The sequence below is a fragment of the Bacillus sp. Pc3 genome (genome assembly GCF_000815145.1).
Taxonomy (GTDB): domain Bacteria; phylum Bacillota; class Bacilli; order Bacillales; family Bacillaceae; genus Bacillus; species Bacillus velezensis.
Genome location: NZ_CP010406.1, coordinates 1,713,392 through 1,734,075 on the forward strand (window position 1 = coordinate 1,713,392; position 20,684 = coordinate 1,734,075).

The 20,684-nt window shown below is 48.5% G+C and carries 12 protein-coding genes; 4 read left to right on the forward strand and 8 right to left on the reverse strand.

Annotated features, from left to right (window positions below; genetic code table 11):
• Position 1 precedes the first annotated feature (1 nt).
• Together srfAA and SB24_RS07985 are read right to left on the reverse strand one after the other, a co-directional pair.
• A complete protein-coding gene (gene srfAA, locus SB24_RS07980; RefSeq protein ID WP_039252819.1) occupies positions 2–10,756 on the reverse strand; it encodes a surfactin non-ribosomal peptide synthetase SrfAA in 10,755 nt (3,584 codons plus the stop codon).
• Between the two features lie 588 nt (positions 10,757–11,344).
• Positions 11,345–11,707, reverse strand: a complete 363-nt coding sequence (locus tag SB24_RS07985) for a transcriptional activator HxlR (RefSeq protein WP_014304320.1) — start codon at positions 11,705–11,707, stop codon at positions 11,345–11,347.
• 231 nt (positions 11,708–11,938) lie between these two features.
• Here SB24_RS07985 and hxlA point away from each other — a divergent pair, with 231 nt between their 5' ends.
• The 4 genes from hxlA (at position 11,939) to comJ (ending at position 14,342) form a co-directional block, all read left to right on the forward strand.
• Positions 11,939–12,574, forward strand: a complete 636-nt coding sequence (hxlA, locus tag SB24_RS07990) for a 3-hexulose-6-phosphate synthase (protein WP_015416785.1) — start codon at positions 11,939–11,941, stop codon at positions 12,572–12,574.
• Positions 12,571–13,128: a 6-phospho-3-hexuloisomerase gene (gene hxlB / locus SB24_RS07995; RefSeq protein ID WP_039252823.1), complete on the forward strand. Its 558-nt coding sequence runs from the start codon at positions 12,571–12,573 to the stop codon at positions 13,126–13,128. Before hxlA ends, hxlB begins: the two co-directional genes overlap by 4 nt.
• Before the next feature lie 357 nt (positions 13,129–13,485).
• Positions 13,486–13,923, forward strand: a complete 438-nt coding sequence (locus tag SB24_RS08000) for a NucA/NucB deoxyribonuclease domain-containing protein (protein WP_003156588.1) — start codon at positions 13,486–13,488, stop codon at positions 13,921–13,923.
• A gap of 20 nt (positions 13,924–13,943) precedes the next feature.
• Entirely contained in the window at positions 13,944–14,342 is a 399-nt protein-coding gene (comJ, locus tag SB24_RS08005; protein WP_039252825.1) for a competence protein ComJ, read from the forward strand.
• Between the two features lie 40 nt (positions 14,343–14,382).
• Here the strand turns inward: comJ and SB24_RS08010 are convergent, their stop codons facing one another.
• The 6 genes from SB24_RS08010 to SB24_RS08035 all read right to left on the reverse strand — a co-directional run bounded on the left by SB24_RS08010 (position 14,383) and on the right by SB24_RS08035 (position 20,564).
• On the reverse strand, positions 14,383–15,819 hold the full coding sequence (locus SB24_RS08010) for a glycoside hydrolase family 1 protein (protein ID WP_015416781.1): 1,437 nt from the start codon (positions 15,817–15,819) through the stop codon (positions 14,383–14,385).
• 103 nt (positions 15,820–15,922) lie between these two features.
• A complete protein-coding gene (locus SB24_RS08015) occupies positions 15,923–16,201 on the reverse strand; it encodes a YckD family protein (protein ID WP_263612330.1) in 279 nt (92 codons plus the stop codon).
• A 116-nt stretch (positions 16,202–16,317) separates the two neighbouring features.
• Complete coding sequence (locus tag SB24_RS08020) at positions 16,318–16,752, reverse strand: RDD family protein (protein WP_012116767.1); 435 nt, start codon at positions 16,750–16,752, stop codon at positions 16,318–16,320.
• 14 nt (positions 16,753–16,766) lie between these two features.
• The gene (locus SB24_RS08025) at positions 16,767–17,903 is read right to left on the reverse strand and encodes a zinc-dependent alcohol dehydrogenase (RefSeq protein WP_025284207.1); all 1,137 of its coding nucleotides are present in this window, start codon (positions 17,901–17,903) and stop codon (positions 16,767–16,769) included.
• 64 nt (positions 17,904–17,967) lie between these two features.
• The gene (locus tag SB24_RS08030) at positions 17,968–19,170 is read right to left on the reverse strand and encodes a GTP-binding protein (protein ID WP_039252831.1); all 1,203 of its coding nucleotides are present in this window, start codon (positions 19,168–19,170) and stop codon (positions 17,968–17,970) included.
• Positions 19,171–19,358: 188 nt separating this feature from the next.
• Complete coding sequence (locus tag SB24_RS08035) at positions 19,359–20,564, reverse strand: MFS transporter (RefSeq protein ID WP_039252833.1); 1,206 nt, start codon at positions 20,562–20,564, stop codon at positions 19,359–19,361.
• Between the last annotated feature and the right edge of the window lie 120 nt (positions 20,565–20,684).

Consider the following 20,684-nt stretch of genomic DNA (forward strand, 5'->3'; position numbering starts at 1 on the left):
GTTAGAGAATTTCCATTAATTTATCAAGTTCATCAAGCGTCAGATCATCATCGCCAAGATCGCTAGGCGTAAGCTCAGGTCCGTCTTGGGCCAGGCAGTGATCTATGATTTTCAAGAGGTGCCCTTTAAAACTGTCACTGAACGATTGAATGGTTTTTTCATGAAATTCGAGAGAATGATAGGCAAACGTCATCGTCATCTGCCCATTTTCTATAAATCCGACAATATCAAGCGCATTCGGCTTCTCTGTGTCAGGGCTCAGCGATTGTCCTGACGGCATCCCGGATCTTGTAAATAAGCCGGAATCCGACATCTCATTAAACTGGCCTAAGTAGTTAAAGCTGATATCCGGATCAATCTCAAATGAAAGATTCTCTTTATGCTCAGGCGCCGTTACATAACGCAGAATGCCGTAGCCGACTCCTTTGTTCGGGATGTGTCTGATGTCTTCTTTCATTTGTTTCAGCTGATATGAAAGATCGTCGGAATGCTTCATCTCAAGGATCATCGGATACATGCTCGTAAACCATCCGACCGTCCGGGTGATATTCAGGCCGTCAAGAATGTCTTCGCGTCCGTGGCCTTCCAAATGAACGCCGATCGTGTCTTCACCCGTCCACTCTTTCAGCGCCAGTCCGAGCGCCGTGAGCAGGATGTCGTTCATTTCGGTGTGATAGGCTTCATGTACGTTTGTCGTCAGCTGTTCAGTTTGTTCAGGCGTCAGAGAGAAGCTGACCGTTCTCGTATGTCTCATGCGCTGATCACCAGACTGCCTGTCTTTCGGAAGCTGAGTGCATACCTCTTTTTTCTCAAGCTCTCTCCAGTAATCCGCTTCTTTCAGAAACGCCTTCGTATTTGCGTATTCTTTGATTCTCTCGGCAAACTCGGCGAATGAATGTGTTTTCGGCGGTAGCGCCGGTTCATTGCCTTGCTTCAGCTGCGTATACACGGACGTAAAGTCCTCCAGTAAAATCCGCCAAGATACACCATCCACGACTAAGTGATGGATTGCGAGAAGAAGGTGGTCTCCATCTTCAGCCCGGAAGAGCCCGGCTTTCAAGAGATGTCCTGTTTCCAGTGAAATACTGCTTTGAAGACGGTCTGCTTCCCTTTCGATACGGTCCTCATGGTCTTCAGCAGGTCCGTTCAGCTCAAAGACGTTCAGTTCAACAGACGCATCCTCAAGCCCTCTGTAATACGGTTTTTGTTCACGATAAATCATCCGGAGCGCATCATGGTGCACCGTCAGGACATGTAATGTTTTTTCTGTTATCTCCGGATCAAAGCCGTCTTTCGCGTGAAGCATGACGGATTGGTTCCAGTGGTGTTTGTCCGTGAAGTTACTTTCAAAGAACCAGCGCTGGATCGGCGTTAAGTCCGCTTCGCCTTCGACAGGGCCCTGGTCGGCCTGCTTGCCTTCCGTCCGCTCCACATAGGAGACGAGCTCTTCGATGGTCGGGTGCTGGAAGAGATCTTTCATCTCCAGCTTGTAGCCGTGCTGGTTCAGACGGCTCGCCATTTGGATGCCTTTGATCGAGTCCCCGCCGAGCGTGAAGAAATTATCGCTTACGCCGATCTGGTCAAGACCGAGCACTTCCTGCCAAATGTCGGAAAGCAGCGTCTCCATCTCCGTTTCCGGCGCTTTGTACGCGGCGCTTCCCGCTTCAATGTCAGGCGCCGGCAGGGCTTTTTTGTCAATCTTTCCGTTTGCGGTGACCGGAAGCTCGTCCATCTCCACCCAGAAAGCCGGCACCATGTAGTCAGGCAGCGTGTCTTTCAGCGCGGACTTGAGCGCTTCAATATCGTCCTGCTGAGGCGCGACATAGGCGCAAAGCGCGGTATTGCCCGCTTTGTCTTCCACGGCCGTCACCGCTGCGTCATGAACGTCCGCAAGCTGGGCGAGGCGGACTTCGATTTCTGAAAGCTCGATCCGGTAGCCCCGCACTTTGACCTGCTGGTCAATACGCCCGATGTATTCGATGCCGCACTGCGCGTTCCATTTGACGAGGTCGCCGGTCCGGTACATGCGCTCGCCCGGCACGAACGGATCTGCGGTAAACCGCTTCGCCGTTTCTTCTTCACGGTTCAGGTATCCGCGCGCCAGACCGCGGCCGGCCACGCACAATTCACCGGCAATGCCTTCCGGCTGCACCTGATCGCCGTCGCCGAGAATATAAACTCTCGTATTGGCAATCGCCCGTCCGATCGAAAGCGATCCTTCCTCCGGATTGATGACGCCGCTTGTCGCGACGACGGTGTTTTCCGTCGGGCCGTAGTTGTTGACGATCGTGTACGGCTGTTTCACCGCCCGCTTCAGCTTGTCGCCGCCGACGAGAAGCATGCGGAGAGAGGTATTTTCCAGCTCCATAAATTGTTCGGCCAGCTGCGTCGGCAGGAAGGTGATGGTCACGCCGTGCTCTTCGAAATAGTGATTTAAGCGGGTGATATCCAGCCGGATCGCTTCGTCAATGACGTGAAGCTCCGCGCCGATGGTCCATGTCGGGAACATCTCCCAGATGGAGGCGTCAAAACCGAAGCCCGCGTATTTGGCGCTTTTATCATCCGCCGTCATGGCGAATGCGTCGTGATGCCAGAAGCACAGGTTCACCAGCGCATGGTGCTCGACCATGACACCCTTCGGCTGTCCGGTCGTTCCTGATGTGTAAATCATATAAGCGAGATGATCCGCCGTTGTTTCCGTCTGCGGGTTCGCTTCATCGTTTTCATCAAGCGGCAGGCTCAGAATGGAGCGGCTGCCGTCAAGCAGAATCGTTTCTCCGTTGTAGCTTTCCGGCACGTCGAGCGCTTCCTGTGTGAGAAGAAGCTTGGCGCCGCTGTCCTGCAGAATGTAGCTGATGCGCTCTTCCGGGTAGTCGGGGTCAATCGGCACAAATGCCGCGCCCGCTTTCAGGACGCCGAGTACGCCCGCGGCCATTTCCAAGGACGGTTTCGTCAAAATGCCGACACGTTCGTCAGCCGTGACGCCGCAGTCCATGAGAATGCGCGCGATGCGATTCGCCCTTGCGTTCAGCTCGCCGTACGTCCATTTCGCGCCGTTGTATGCCGCGGCCGGCCGGTTCGCGTAGCGGGCGGCCGTTTCTTCAAAGAGACGGTGAACGGTTTTGTCCCGCGGTACAGAAAGTGTTTTTCCTTTCCATGCGTCAAGGAGAGCTTGTTTTTCTGTTTTATTCACCAATGAAAGCTCAGAAAGCTTCGCAGCCGGATTTTCCGCTGCGGCTTCTAACAGTTGAAGCCAGTAATGCTTCCATGTCTCTGCCGTTTCCGGTTTAAACAGCGCGGTGTTATATTCAAGCACAAACGTTAAGCCTTCGTCTGTGTCCTCAGCCGTCATTGTCAGGTCAAACTTGGCTGTTTTTCTGTCAAACGGATGGTGCTTCAGCTCAATTCCTTCCATGACCAGATCTTCCGCATTTGCATTTTGCATTGAGAATACCGCATCGAACAGCGGATTTCGGCTCGTATCACGCTGCACCTCAACCTTTTGCAGAAGGTCTTCAAGCGGATAATCCTGCGCGTCAAATGCATGTAAAGCGGTTTGTTTTACTTCTTTAAGATAGTCTGTGAACGTTTTGTCCGCTTCCGGATACGTACGAAGCGCGAGTGTATTCACAAAAACACCGATGACGTTTGCGAGATCCGCATGTGACCGTCCCGCAACCGGCGAGCCGACAATGATGTCATGCTGTCCGCTCAGTTTTGAGAGAAAGGCGCTGTATGTCGCCAGCAGCACCATGTACATGGTAGAATCCGTTTGTTTCGCAAGACTGCGAAGAGCCGACGTCTGTTCCTCAGTCAGAGAAAAGACCAGCTTGTCTCCTTCAAAGGTTTGCACGGCCGGACGGCTGTAATCAGCCGGCAGCGTCAATACCGGAAGCTCGCCGTCAAGCTCCCGAAGCCAATGCTCCTCCTGCTTGCGGTACTGCTCTGATTGAATAAATTTCTGCTGCCATACCGCATAGTCTTTATAATGAATCCGCAGCGGCTCAAGCGTTTCACCGCCATACAAGCGGGACAGTTCATCTATCAGCACGCCGACTGAAGCGCCGTCCGAAATGATATGGTGCATGTCAAACAGCAGCAGGTGGTCATGTTCAGCCAGCTTGACCAGTCCCGTTCTGACGAGAGGAAGCTGATCCAGGCGGAACGGCCGGATAAAGCTCTGAATAATCCGTTCAGCATCTTCTTCAGAGGCTTCATAATATTCCATGTTGATATCAGCTTCCGTCCATATGCGCTGAACCGTTTCTCCATCCTTTATGTCAAATGTCGTTCTGAAGGCTTCATGGCGTTCTGTCAGCTGTTTCATGACGGATTTCAGCTTTTCTGCATCAAGCTTTCCTTTTAAGCGGAGCACAGACGGCATGTTATAGCTTGTTTCAGCGCCTTCCAGCTGCTGAAGCACGAACATCCGCTTCTGCGGTGAAGAAACCGGATACGTTTCCCGCTCGGTCGCCGGTGCGATGCTCTCAGCAGCCTTCCGCTCAGCCCCTTCAATCAGCTGCGCCAGCCCCGCGGCCGTCGGAGAAGTGAACAGATCCTTTAAGGTAAGCTGCACGCCGAATGTCTTCTGGATAAGGGCCAGCAGTTTCATCCCCGCTAACGAGTGGCCCCCGATCTCAAAGAACTGATCATGGACGCCGACCCGCTCCATTTGCAGCACCTCAGCCCAAATATCCGCCAGTTTTTGTTCTGTTTCATTGCGCGGCGCCGTATATGACACGGCATTCGCTGCGGTCACATCCGGCATCGGCAGCGCCCGCCTGTCGATTTTTCCGTTCCCTGTAAGAGGCAGTTCATCCAATTGAATAAAGACGGACGGAATCATATAAGCCGGAAGATCCTTCGCCGTATGCTCCCTGAGCTCCCGGGAAGAGATTTCCCTGAGGCCGACAACATACGCGCAAAGAAGTTTGTCACCCGCGCCCTGATCCACAGCGAGCACAATGCATTCCTGAATCTGGTCATGGCTTTGGAGCTGATGCTCAATTTCGCCAAGCTCAATCCGCTGACCGCGGATTTTCACCTGATGGTCGATACGTCCGATAAACTCGATATCGCCATTCGGAAGCCATCTGGCCAAGTCGCCCGTTTTATACATCCGTTCACCTTCCTTAAACGGATGCTTTACAAATTTTTCTTCCGTCAGTTCAGGACGGTTGTAGTAGCCTTCTACGAGACCTTCACCGCTGACGCACAACTCTCCCGCGATACCCGCCGGCTGAATGCGTCCGGCTGAGTTCATGATGAAGACTTCCGTATTGCTGACCGGTTTCCCGATCGGAACGGAGAGCGTATCTTCTTCAATCACATCCACCGGATGGTATGTCGCAAACACCGTGCTTTCCGACGGGCCGTACATATGAAGCAGTCTTCCTTTTCCGACTGCCGCAAGCGCCTTTTTGACATGTTCTACAGACGCTCTTTCGCCCCCGAACATGATTTTCCGAAGCGTCGTCAGACAGGACGGCTCCATATCAACAAGCAGGTGGAACAGGGCCGTCGTAATCATCAGAATGCTGACGTTCTCACGTTTGATCACACGGGACAGGCGTGACATATCCAGCACCGTATCTTTCGGGACGATCACAAGCTTTGCACCGTTTAACAGCGAACCGAACATATCAAACATAAAAGCGTCAAAAACGTAGTTTGACAGACCGAGCACTGTGTCCTCTTCAGAAACAGTCAAATAGTTCGTGTTTTTTACCGTCCGCAAAATGTTGGCATGTGTGACGATGTTTCCTTTCGGCGTTCCCGTCGTGCCTGATGTATAAGTGAGATTGGCAATCGTTTTGGAATCAAACGGCAATGCTGGATTGTGAGAGTCCTTTTCATAGCTCGCCTCATCATCAGCAAGCACAATGACGCCTTGAAAACCGGCCTTTTCCGCAACCGGCTTGAGGCTTTGCTGAGTCAGGAGCACATTCGCCCCGCTGTCGCGGAAGAAATGCTGAATCCGCTGAACCGGATGCTCAGGATCAATCGGCACATAGGCGGACCCCGCTTTTAACACAGCCATAATGGAAACAATCATATCCATTGACCGTTCACACAGAACAGCCGCGGTTTTTCCGCCGCCTCCGACCGAAAGAATATGCCGCGCAAGCCTGTTGGCGCGTTCATTCAGCTGCTGATACGACAGGGTTTCCCCTTCGAACTGAAGAGCCGTCCGGTCAGGGTTCTTTCGGGCCTGTTCTTCAAAGATCTGCACGATCGTTTGCTCTTTCGGATATGCCGTGCGTTCCGGGTTGAACCGCTGTAATTGATTCAAAGCCTCCCGTTCAGAAAGCAGATCATATTCGCTGATTTTCGCATCCGGCTGAGCTGCCGCGCTCTCCAGCAGACGGACATAGTGCGCAAGCATGCGATCCGCAGTTGAGCGCTTAAACAGCTTCGTGCAATAATCCAAATCAAGCGCAATGCCTTCCGCTGTTTCCCGAGCCTGCATGGTCAGGTCGAATTTGGCGATGTTGAAGTTTGTTTCATGAAGAGACAGCGTCAGATTACCGATCTCCGGAATTCCGTCCGAGGCGTTTTGCAGACTGAACATCGTGTCAAATATCGGATGCCTGCTCATGTCCCGGGGCACGTTCAGCTCCTCGGTCAGCCACTCAAACGGATAATCCTGATGAGAAAACGCATCCAGCACCTGCTTGCGCACATGACCTAACAAGCCGGCAAATGTCTGATCCTGCTTCACGGAGCTTCGCAGCGCAAGCGTGTTGACAAACATCCCGATGAGCCCCTCGGTATCGGAGTGATTTCTTCCCGCTGACGGTGTTCCCACGATGATGTCTTCCTGTCCCGAATACTTAGAAAGCAGCGTATAGTATGCCGATAACAGCACCATGTAAAGGGTGGCTCCGTTTTTCTCGGCAAGCTTCTGCAGCCGTTCCCGCAGCATTTTCGGCAGCTTGGCGGACACGCGGTCACCTTCAAAGCTTTGCACCTGCGGCCGCGGATAATCAGGGAGCAGCTGAAGCACCGGCAGTTCGCCGCTGAAGACTTCTTTCCAGTACGCCCGCTCCTTCTTGTAGCCTTCTTTCGCCCGTTCCGCCTGCCATACGGCATAATCTTTATATTGAATGCGCAATTCAGGCAGCTGATTTCCGCCGTAGATGTCAGCCAGTTCCTTCAGCATTATGGAAATAGACACCCCGTCAGAAATCAGGTGATGCATATCAAACAGCAGCATATGGCGATTGTGACCGAGCGTTTGCAGGCCGATTCTGAACAGCGGCGCCTCAGATAAATCAAAACGGCGCACAAAGTCCTTCATGACCTGTTCATTCGTTCTTCCGCGCGCTTCGATCATTTCAATATGAAACGGAACATGCTCGCCAATCACTTGTCTCGGCGTGCCATCCTCTGATTGAAACGATGTTCTGAGCGCTTCATGCCTGCTGATTAAGGCAGAAAATGCACGCTCAAGCTTTTCACGGTCTAAAGCGCCCTCAATCATGGCCGCAGCCGGCATGTTATATCCGATTCCCGCGTCTTCAAATTGGCTTGCGATATAAGTCCGCTGCTGAGCGAGCGAAAGCGGATAGCTCGCCTGCTTCTCAGCCGGCTCAATTGCACTGAATGCCGGTCCTTCGTTTCGGTTTTCCGCATAATCGGCAAGCGCCGCAATCGTCGGATGCTCAAACAAGTATTGCAGCGGAATTTCAACGCCCATTTGCTTATGAATTTTCGTCAGAAGCGTCATTGCCTTTAATGAATGACCGCCTGACTCGAAGAAATGATCATAAATGCCCGCCTTGTCCATTCCGAGAACTTCCTGCCAGATGACGGCAAGTGTTTCCTCCGTTTCATTTCTCGGCGCGGCATATTCAGATGAGCTGACAGCCTGCACATCAAGCGCAAACAGCTTTTTGCGGTCCGCCTTCCCGCTTGGCGTGAGCGGAATTTCGTCCGTTTTTGTAAAGTAAGCGGGCACCATGTAATCAGGAAGGTGCTTGGACACATACTCCCTGTACTCGGCAGGGTGAAACTCGGTTCCTTTTTCCTGAACGATATATGCGCAGACATCTAAGCTGCCCTGCTGATCCGGCCGTGCCAGCACGACGGCCTGCGCCGCGCCCGGGGCTTTTCTGAGCACCGTTTCAATTTCTCCCAGCTCAATGCGGTAGCCGCGGACTTTCACCTGATCATCTTCACGGCCGATATATTCGATCGTCCCGTCCGGCAGCCAGCGCGCCATATCACCCGTGCGGTACATGCGGCCGCTTCCGTTAAACGGGTCCTGCAAAAACTTCTCTGCGGTCAAATCCGGAAGATTTAAATAGCCGCGGCCTACACCGTCACCCGCGATATACAGCTCACCGGCCGTGCCGTCGGGCTGAAGCCGCTGGTGCTTATCCAATATATACAGACGGGCGTTGCCGAGCGGTTTTCCGATCGGAACGTACGCCGCCTGTTGATTCATTCCGTTATCCGCTGACACCTGATGCACGGACGCATCTACGCACGTTTCTGTCGGCCCGTAGACATTCGTCAGACGCGGCGTCCTGCCCGATTGATGAAAGAGCGTCATCAGCTGTTCAGCAACAGCCGCGGACAGACCCTCTCCCCCAATGAGCATGTGGCGCAATTCAATTCCGCTGACATCTCCCGCCGCAACCATCATCTGCAGATGCGCAGGCGTTCCGTCAGTGGCTTCAATCCGGTTTTGACGATAATAGTCCAGCAGTGCCGAGCCATTCGTTACAGTCGTTTTCGGCACGATATAAAGCGTCTGTCCCAAAAGAAGCGAGGCAAAAATCTGTTTGACGGACGCATCAAAATGAAACGGAGCCAAAAGCGCCATTCTTAATGTCTGCTCACCGCATTGATAAATCTCCTGCTGCAGTGATTGCACCAGATGATGAACTTGCCGGTGCTCAATCATCACGCCTTTCGGCCGCCCCGTTGTACCTGACGTGTAGATGATGTAAGCCAGCCGGTCTGATTGTGTGCTGACACCGTCCGCAGCCGTCTCATACTGAACAGCCTCGTCAAAATCAATCCGTTCGGCATCCGCTGCAGGCGCCTGTATTCCGGCCTCCGTCAGAACAGCCTTCGCTCCGCTGTCCTCCAAAATGTACTGAATCCGATCCGCCGGAAAATCAGGATCTATCGGCACATAGGCGCCGCCTGCTTTCAAAATTCCCAATATTGCCGCAATGACACGCTCAGAACGGCCAAGCAGCACCGCGACAGGAGAATCGGCTGATATCCCGGCTTTAAGAAGGCGTCCGGCAATTCGGCCTGACTGTTCATGCAATGTGCGATAGGACAATGTTCGGCCTTCATACACCACCGCCGGTTTGTCAGACAGTGACTTCACCTTCTCTTCAAACAGCCCCGGTATCGTCATCTCCCCGCGGTAATTCACCGGATTGCCGGAGGCCCGTTTCAGCAGCTGCTCTTTCTCGGATTCAGAAAGAAGAGTAAGTTCATCAATTATGCGATCAGGAGATGAAATCGCATCTTCAATCAGCGTGATCAAACGTTCAGAAACAGATTCAATCTCTTCCCCCTTGAAAATGTCGCTGCGATAGTCAAAATCAATTGTCAATTTCCCGGTGTCCCATCGTTCCTTCACATGAATTGAAATATCATTTGTACCGCTTCCGCTGAAAATAGGGTCTGTCAGGAAGGACAGATTCTCTTTTTTCTGCCACTGCATCACCTGGTACTCCAGAGCCACCGTAAACAATCTGCTCAGCGAACTTTTCGAAGCGCGCAAATCATTGACAAGCAGGTTATACGGATACTTTTGGTGACGGAGAATTTTCATCAGATCCTTCATCCGGCCTTTAACGAATTCCAAGAACGACTGTCCTCCGTCAACACTTGTCCGCACAGGAACTGTAGATACGAACATCCCGAGCATCTGCTTTTCTTTCGCATTCGTCCGGTTTCCCATAAACGTACCTGTGACAACGTCATCCCGGCCGGTCACTTTGTAGAGATAAGTGATCAGAGCTGACTGGAACAGAGATAGTACGCTGACTTTATGCTCCTCGCAGAATGAATGAATGCGGCCATATAAGTCGTGAGGAATTTCTTGAGAAAACCGTTTCGCATCAAGACCCGCATCTGCCTGGCTCCGTTTCAGGGACACAAGCTCCGGCACGGTCTCAAACTGCCCGTTCCAAAAATCCCGATCCTTTTTAAACCGCTTCGACTGCACATATTCCTGCTCTGTCAGCACGTGCTCGATAAAAGAAGGAATCTCCGTCTGTTCCTCACTTGCTCCGCCTGAGAGCTCCAAATAAATATCGGTAATCGCATTGCCCAGAATCGTCATGGAAATCCCGTCTGAAATAATGTGATGCACATTAACGTAGAACCAGACCTCATTTTCGCTGATGGTATACACGGAAAAACGGAATAAATCCTGATCATATAACGCCAGAGGTTTGCCAGCTTCTTCACGCCCCCATTTGGACAGCTCGTCCGCAGAGCAGCCGGCTCGCCTGATGTCTGTATGTTCGATAGTCAGCGGACGGTATTCGCTCACATATTGAACGGGCTCCCCCTCATCATCAAGCCGCAGACGGATTCTCATCGACTCATACCGCCGGACGAATTCCTGTATCGCTTTCTCAACGTAATGAGCCTGTACGCCGTCATCAGAAATGAGTTTCCCGAACCCGGCAAGATTTGAAATACTTGTGTTCGGATAGAATTTTTCTGTATACCAGATACGTTTTTGAGCATTTGTTAAAGGATAAAAAGTTATTTCCATATGTATGCGCCTCCCCTTTTTAAGATAAAATTGTCAATTCTCCCTTAGAAACAGCCTCCCTCAATGTCCCTAACTCATTATCAAGCCAAAAGAACCACTTACCTCCAAAACAATCCCGATTCAATCACCGCCGAAATCCGTCATCCGTTCACCCGCAAAGTCCGAAATGCGGCTCAAATTTATGAGAAATCAAGACAAGAATCCAATGTTTGTAAGCAACAGGGTTTACCTATTTCTTCATGAATTACTATATATCTACTTACGTTCACTTTATATGAAATTATTGTTTTTATCACCGAAAAATGGGTGAAAAGTTTCATTCGGCACACCGAAAAAAATTCCGACAATTCCAGAGGGTATTTTGCGGCATCCCGCAATTTATTTTTAAAAATATTATTTATGTAAAATTAAAAATCTTTAAACTATAATGAAAATCTGTCGAATATCCAGTTATGGCAGAATGAAAAAAATTTACGTACGTAAGCTGACCCGGAAAAAACAGCGCAAGAACCGAAACAGGAGATTTAATCGTTCGCAATATGATTTCATTAAACCGCAAAAAAAGCACTCTATTTTACATAGAGCACTTCAAAAAGATTCCTTTATTGCAGTTTTATCAATGTTGATTAATTCCATATATTCTTTTCCCCACTTATACATGGCGTCCAAAATCGGCATAAGGGTCTCTCCTTGCTCCGTTAATGAGTACTCCACTTTCGGAGGGACGACAGGGTAAACTTCCCTGTGAACGATCAGGTCCTGCTCCAGCTCCCTGAGCTGATTCACAAGAATTTTGTGCGTAATATCCGGAATTAAAGCTTTCAGCTCATTAAACCGCTTTGTCCCTTCTTTTCCCAGGTGCCACATAATCAGCATTTTCCACTTCCCGCCTATCACGGCAAGCGTCAATTCCTTTTCGCAATTAAACGTTTTCTCATCCATTCGGCTCACGGACAATTCTCCTTCCTCTTACTTTTTGTACGGTCATCATCTATTCATACACGCTTACTTTTTTACACAACTTTCATCAGTTTATACTACCACGCAGTTTTGCTGAAACAAAGCGCATTGCCTGCGGGGACAGTATCCTCAAAGTAACTATTAGACTTCAAAGTGCGTACTTCTCAACATACGGGGCACTTTATAGAATGGAAATACATGAAAAAGAGGAGTGGATATACAGTGGAATTACAGCTGGCATTAGACTTAGTAAATACCCCGGAAGCAATTGAACTTGTGAAAGAGGTCGAACCATATATAGATGTTGTAGAAATCGGCACTCCCGTTGTCATTAATGAAGGACTGAAAGCCGTACAGGAAATGAAATCAGCCTTTCCTCACTTGAAAGTGCTTGCCGATCTTAAAATCATGGATGCAGGCGGTTACGAGATTATGAAAGCGGCAGAAGCGGGAGCCGACATCATCACCGTTTTAGGAGCGACAGACGACTCAACGATCAAAGGGGCGGTTGCCGAAGCAAAAAAACAGCAGAAAAAAATTCTCGTCGACATGATTAACGTAAAAAACCTTGAAACAAGGGCAAAAGAAATTGACCAACTCGGTGTTGATTATATTTGTGTTCACACAGGTTATGATCTTCAAGCAGAAGGAAAAAATTCATTCGAGGAACTGACGGCGATTAAAAAAGCGGTCAAGAGCGCTAAAACCGCAATTGCCGGAGGCATTAAACTTGATACGCTTCCTGAAGCCATCAAACAAAACCCAGATTTAATCATTGTCGGCGGAGGCATTACGGGAGCTGACAATAAAGCGGATGCTGCTGCTAAAATGAAACAGCTGATCACACAAGGATCATGAAAACGACTGAATACTTACATGAAATACTAAATGAAATAACCCGCACCGCAGCATTAATATCCGACAGTGAAGCTGACAAGCTTGCGAATCAGATTTTATCGGCAGATCAAATCTTCACGTCCGGAGCGGGACGTTCCGGCTTTATGGCTAAAGCGTTCGCCATGAGGATGATGCACATCGGTCTGAACGCTTACATCGTCGGTGAGACGCTTACCCCTCCCCTCCAAGAAGGCGGTCTCGTCATCATCGGCTCAGGCTCAGGCGAAACAAAAAGTCTGCTTCATACAGCTGAAAAAGCCAAAAGCCTTAACGGCATCATCACTGCATTAACGATTAACCCCGACTCAAGTCTCGGCAAACTTGCGGATCTTACAATAACGATTCCCGGCTCTCCTAAGGAAGAGACCGGCGGAGACAGAAAGACGATTCAGCCGATGGGTTCTTTATTCGAACAAACTCTTCTGCTGTTTTACGATGCGGTTATTCTAAAAATCATGGAGAAAAAAGAATTGAATTCAGCAGACATGTTTACAAAGCATGCGAATCTGGAATGATTTGCTGACGGCCTTCTTATCAGATGGCCGTCTTTTTATCGTCTTGTTGCGCACGGTCATGCAGACCAAGGTTTTCGGGTCGGACACTCGCAGACGAAGATATCCTGCCGGTGAGCTTATCGCTATAATAAGTCAATTGACGATACACCCGCAACCGTTCATTTCTGAATAGGGAAACGGCAAAAAACACTTTCTGATTGAATTTTTAATGAATAAAGTTGATTTGTGCGGATGGTTTTACAGATATTCAGCTGAATTGCGGCTGAGAAATATATTTTAACAGCTTTACAGCCGGCCGATTCTGCTTTATTCTTGGACCAGCTTTACAGCAATTAAAACTGGAGGTGATTGATACTCTTGAAAACATTAAAAGCACTGCTGCTTGTTCTTATCATCATTGCCGGAGCAGTCGCGGCCCTGATCAAGGGTGATCTTTTCTCAGATAACGAGCAGACCGTTCAGAAGAGTGATTACGACAAAGTAATCTTATTTCCGTCCGATCGATATCCGGAAACAGCAAAGCATATTAAGGACGCGATAAAAGAAGGACATTCCAGCATATGCACCATTGACAGAGACGGAGTACATAAGCGGCGTGAGCAATCTCTTAAACATGTGCCCGTCAAAACGGGATACGATAGAGATGAATGGCCGATGGCGGTTTGTAAACAGGGCGGAAATAACGCCTCCGTAGAATATATTTCTCCGGCAGACAACCGCGGAGCCGGCTCATGGGTCGGACATCAGCTTACCAATGATCCCGACGGAACGAGAGTATTATTTAAAATCAAGTAAAAAACAGGAGGAACAGCGCATTGAATAAATCATGGAAACCGCAAGAACTGGCCATTTCTTATCATCAATTTACAATCTTCCAAAAAGATTCAGAACCGCCTGTTATCGATTGGACCGATGAAGCCATTGAAAAAGGATATGCGGAAGCTGACGGAGCTGTTTCATTTGAGGCAAGGAGAAATACGAGGGCATTTATCGTCCTCAGGCTTAACACAAGTGAACCGGTACCATCCTATGAGAAAAAAGCGACTGTTCCCTTTGAGGCTGTAAAAGATGGAATTGAGATTGAAAGCGTGATGTCAAAGCGGCTTTTCTTTCATATTCCGAAAGGCCGATACAGCCTTACCTGTTATTCAGTGCCTGCCGAAATATCCGATCTTCATGCGGATACGTATATTATTGATGCAGCCTCAATGTAAAAGAAAGCCCTGAGAGAATCTTATTTCTCTCAGGGAACTTTTATAAACTTTTACCGTTTGTTTCAATTACATTTTGGTACCAATAAAAACTTTTTTTCCTGATCCGTTTCAAATCCTTTTCATCTTCTTCATCTCGATTGATATAGACAAAACCGTAGCGTTTTTGATAGCCGTTCAGCCAGCTTAACAGATCCGTGAATGACCAGCTGCAGTAGCCGATGAGATAAACTCCGTCACTAATGGCCTCTCTGCACTGTTCAAGATGGGAGCGTAAATAGTCAATTCTGTAGTCATCCTGAATTGAGCCGTCTTCTTCTATTTTATCGAATTCCCCCAGCCCGTTTTCTGTTATAAAAACCGGCAGCTCATAGCGGCTCGTTATACGCCGGAGGCCGATGCGCAGACCTATCGGGTCAATCGTCCAATCCCAATTACTCGTCACGAGGTTCGAATTCTTTTTCGTTTTAAACAGACCCGGTATACCGGTATCCTGGTTTGTCCCTTTCTGACCAGTCGTGTTCATTTTCCCCTCCGATACACCGTCAAGAGGATTTCTTTCGTACGTAATCGTCTGATAATAATTAACACCGATAAAATCCGGCTTGCCTTTTGCAAGCAATTCCATATCCCCGGCTTCAATGGCGGGCGCCCAGCCCTTTTCCTTTAAATAATTGAAAGGAATTTGCGGATAAGTCCCCCGGCAATACATATCAAGCCACCAATGATTCATAAATTCCTCTGCGTTTTCAAATGCAGTTATGTCTTCAGGATGACTTGTAAGCGGATAAGCCGGTGAATAAGCGAAGCTCGGGCCGATCATGCCGTCAGGAACATATTGTCTGAAGGATTCAATCGCTTTGGCATTAGCTAAAAATGCGATATGATTCGCTTCATAAAATCGTTTTCTGTCCTTTACGCCGGGCGGATGTGCAGCTGTAATAAACCCGTTATGAAAATTATAATTCTGCTCGTTTAACGTGACCCAGTATTTCACCTTGCCGGCAAATCTTTTGTATAACGCAATGCAGTAATCATTAAAATCATCAATAATTTTTCTTGATTCAAAGCCGCCGTATTCATCCATCAGCGCCTGAGGCAAGTCCCAATGATAAAGAGTCAGGACCGGCTCAATATCGTTAGAAATCAATTCATCGATCAGGTCTTCGTAAAATGCGATCCCTGATTCGTTGATTTCCCCTCTGCCATTCGGAAAAATTCTCGGCCAGCTGACAGAAAAGCGGTAAGCTTTCAAACCCATTTCTGCCATCAAGGCGATATCTTCTTTATAACGCTCATAATGGCCAACTGCTGTATCGCCATTTGAGCCTTTAAACGTTTTACCCGGTATTTTCGTGAATAAGTCCCATACTGAAGGTCCTTTACCGTCTTTATTCCATGCTCCTTCAACCTGATAGGCAGCCGAGGCTGATCCCCATAGAAATGTATCAGGGAACAGGCCCTGTTTTTTATGTATCATGTGTTTCATCCTCCTGATGCGTATGATATTGATATCATACGTTATGAAACGCGTTTCAGAGCAATCCCGATAAAAACAAAAAAGCATCCGGCTTGCCGGATGCTTAAGAATGATGATGCCGCTTTTCCAATTTATGAGGCGGAGGCTTCGGGACAAACCCATTTTGTTTCATCATGTTAAAGCGCCTGTCCATATGCTGTTTAATATGTTCTGCTTTTTCTTTCGGCAGGACCCCGTACTCAACATATTTGGATATAACATGTTTTCGTTTTTCGAGCACTTCTTTTTCAAGTGATTCAATTTCTTTTTTCTGCTGTTCCGTGAGTGACATTGTTGAAGGCATTTTTGTTCCGGCGGCGTGTGCCGGCATTGTGAAAACCATTGCTGTAATGAAAAACGCAGCTAAAGACAATGCAGCTTTTTTCATGACTCTTTCCTCCTTTAACGTTTGTTATATGTTGCTCCCTCATCCATTTTTTATGCAAAAAAAGAGCGAAATTATTCGCTCTTTTCAATCGATTCGTCCGGCAGCGCGTATGTGACATACGTTCCTGCTACAAAATCGTGGATTGACCGTTTGTCTTCTCTCATTCCGACCATGAATGCGCTCACGATCACGCCGATTCCAAACGTCACGCCATATATCAGGCCGCCCACAAGCACTCTCAAAATCATAGTGAGAAAGCCTACCTGAGTGCCGTCTTTTTTGACGATGCGGATACCGCAGATCTTTTTGCCGATAACATAACCGTTCCAGTATACAGGGAGCAAAATAGCATAAAGAGTCAAAATGATGCTGATCATTGTGCTCTCATTCGGATCTTTTCCTGTTGCCAGCATAAAAATAATCGCCAAAGGCACTGAAGTAATTAAATAGTCGAGTACCACGGCTCCCAATCTGATCCAAAATCCCGCCGGTCTGTAAATATTCATCGTGTTTCTCCTCGCTATGGCTTTAAAATCACTTTAATGTTGCCATCTTCTTTTTTGTCAAATATATCATATGCAGCAGGAGCTTCCGCAAGACTCATTTTGTGTGTAATGATATCCGTCGGATCAATTTCATTTTGTTCGATCATTTGATACAGCATCGGCATCAGATGAATAACGGGTGCCTGGCCCATTTTCAAAGAAACGTTGCGTGTGAAAAAATCACCGAGCGGAAAGCCGTCCGCTTCAGAAATGTATGCGCCCGTGAGCTGCACGGTTCCGAACTTCTTAACGGCTTCTGATGCTGTAAGAATCGGACTGATCGTTCCGAACTGATTCGGTTTTTGCTCTGCTTTTTCTTTTGAAAGCGGCGTGCCGTCCATTCCGACACAATCAATCACTACATCCGCGCCCCCTGACGTATGTTCATGCAGCAGTTTCCCGATCTCATCATGTTCTGAAAAATTGAAGGTCTCTGCTCCGTTTATGCGTCTCGCATGTTCAAGGCGGTGCGGGACTTGATCAACTGCGATAACCCGTTTAGCTCCTTTTTTCCACGCGAATTTTTGCGCCATTAAACCGATCGGACCTGATCCCAGAATCACGACTGTATCTCCTTTTTTCACTCCGCTGTGCTGGACGCTCCAAAAGGCGGTCGGCATGACATCTGACAGAAGCAGCACCTGCTCATCTTCAAGCTCACTGTCTGCCGGAACCAGAAAAGAAGAGAAATCAGCATAAGGAACACGTAAATATTCAGCCTGCCCGCCGGGATAATTACCGTTAAACTCCGAAAAACCGAATAAGCCGCCGGCATCTGTATGAGGATTTGGATTAGATTCATCACACTGGCTTTCCATCTGGTGCTTGCAATAATGACATTCTCCGCAGCCGATGTTAAAAGGAATCACGACCCGGTCGCCTTTTTTCAGCTTTTTGACTTGACTGCCCGTTTCTTCAACGATTCCCATCGGCTCATGCCCGACGATATAACCCGGATCGGCGGGTATTCCGTTTTTATATAAATGAAGGTCTGAACCGCATATCCCGGTTGCGGTGATTCGAACGATGACATCTCTCTCATCTTGAATGGCGGGTGCCGGGACTTCTTTCACTTCCATATGTTCTTTTCCTTGGTATGTCAGTGCTTTCACACTTGGTCAGCTCCTTTTTCATCACTCCTTCCCTTTTCACCTGCTTCTAAACTTGGCCGGTATGTTATTCGGCCCGCTGAATATCCCATTGAAAAGGATCTTCAAGCTGCGACCAATCGGAATCAAACTCAGACGGCGTGAGCAGGCACTGATCCAATTCCTTTGTAATGGCTGCTTCATCTAAATCTGTTCCGATAAACACCAGGTTCGTATGACGGTCTCCGAATTGGTCGTCCCAATCTTCCAGAATCTCCGGTTCCTGCTGTTTGTTCTGCTCCTGCTCAAGTTTCGGCATTGCCGCCACCCAATAAGAAACAGGCTCAATCGAAACCGCCGGACCCGCCTGAGACATCAGCAGCGCAAGACTGTTGCGGGTTGCACACCAAGCAATTCCTTTTGCGCGCACAATGCTGTCAGGCATTGATTGATGCAGCCAGCTGTCAAAACGAGCGGTATGAAACGGCAGACGCCGCGAGTACACAAACGAAGTGATGCCGTACTCTTCCGTTTCGGGAGTGTGCGCTTCATGACCTGCCGTCAGTTCCTTTATCCATCCTGCTGATGAACTCGCTTCCTCAAACTCAAATAAACCGGTATTCAATATGGATTCGGCGGGCACTTCTCCGCGGACGGACCGGATCAGTCTGGCACGGGGCTGTAATGCGCGAAGAACCGTTTCCAGCTGTTCAAGCTCTTTTTCGCCGACCATGTCGCATTTATTTAAAATGAGCACATCACAAAACTCGATTTGGTCAATTAATAAATCGGCAATCACCCGTTCATCCTCTTCTCCCGCCGCTTCCTTCCGGTCAAGAAGGCTGTCACCGGACTGGAAATCATGCCAGAAGCGGTTTGCATCCACCACGGTCACCATTGTGTCCAGCCTGCAGAATGTTGTCAGATCAATGCCCATTTCTTCATCTATATAAGAAAATGTCTGGGCAACGGGAATCGGTTCGCTGATCCCTGTTGATTCAATCACAATATAATCAAATCTGCCGTCTTTCGCGAGTTTCTCAACTTCGACTAATAAATCTTCACGCAGCGTGCAGCAGATACAGCCGTTGGATAATTCTACGAGTTTCTCATCCGTCCTTGACAAGCCGCCTCCCTGCTTCACCAAGCCCGCGTCTATATTTACTTCGCTCATGTCATTGACGATGACGGCAATTTTTAAACCGCTGCGGTTTTGTAAAATATGATTCAAAACGGTCGTCTTTCCGGCACCAAGATAGCCGCTCAATACTGTAACCGGAATTTTCTTCATAAAATAGCCTCCTGACAAAATAGAATGATTACGATTTATACCCCGCACCTGCTTTATTATCATCATGATGTACATTGTTTTAAATCGTAATGGTTACTATTTATTCTGATATATTCTCCGTTTAAAAGCAAGTGAAAAATAATCAATCATAAAAAAGACACGCTGTCATACGTGTCTTCCGCCCAAACTTAAACATCCGCAGGACTGTTTTCAGTGCCATAGCTTTTTCTCCAAAAATAGCCTGCGGCCAGAACAAGCACAAATGCGAGCAATGCGATACATGAGAAAAAGATAAAACCGATCGCATAAGTTCCCGTCATCTGCTTAAATGATCCTAAAATATTCGGAAGGAAAAAACCCCCTATGCCGCCGGCTGCTCCGACGATTCCCGTCACCATTCCGATTTCTTTTGCAAAGTGCTGAGGGACAAGCTGAAATACCGCTCCGTTGCCCATACCGAGCGCCATCATTCCGATAAACAGCAGAACGATCACCGTTGAAAGCGGAGGCAGGCTGCTGACTCCCGCCATACACAGAGCCGCGATGACAAACAGTACAGCCAGAACTTTCTCACCTCCCGCACGGTCTGAAATCCAGCCTCCCGCAGGGCGAAAAAAACTGCCCGCTGCGACACATATTGTGACGAAATCACCGGCATGGATTTTTGACAATTGATATTGATCAACGAAAAAAATCGCCAAAAAACTTGATAATCCCACAAAACCTCCGAAAGTGACGCCGTACAAAAGACAGAAACACCATGTTTCCTTCTGCCTGAACACGTGAAGGTAGTTTTTAAGCGGCTGCGGTGCGGGCTGTGCAGGAGAGTCCTTCGCCATGACGATAAACAGTATAAAAACGACCATCAACGGAAAAAGCGCAATTCCCATTACACTGTGCCACCCAAACTGTTCCGCAAGGCGGGGACCGAACAATGTCGCAAACAAAGTGCCGCTGTTGCCGGCACCTGCTATCCCCATCGCAAGCCCCTGCAAGTGAGGCGGATACCACCGGCTCGCCATCGGAAGCGCAACAGCAAAACTTGCGCCCGCCACGCCCAGCAGAATGCCGATCGCATACAGCTCAGTCAAAGAACGGCCGCCGAATGCCCCCCAAAGCAGCGGGATCATCGTGATCAGCATCCCGATCACGGCTGTTTTCTTCGGCCCGATCCTGTCCGTTAACACACCTAAAATGATCCGAAACACAGATCCTGATAAGATCGGCAGAGCCACGACAAACCCTTTTTCAAAAGAAGATAACCCGAAATCCTGAGAAATATAAACGCCGAGCGCCCCCAGCATTACCCAAATCATAAAACTCACATCAAAATATAAGAAGGAACAGAGCAGAGTGAGCGGATGACCGCTTGTTTTTAATTCCGACAGCTTCATAACATTCTCCTTTCCGGTCTTCTATCATTTCAAATTGCTGAATCAAGAATATATGACCGGCATTCACCGGAAAAGACATGTGTAAGATAATGCGACACATTTAATGCGTTAATCAGGCAA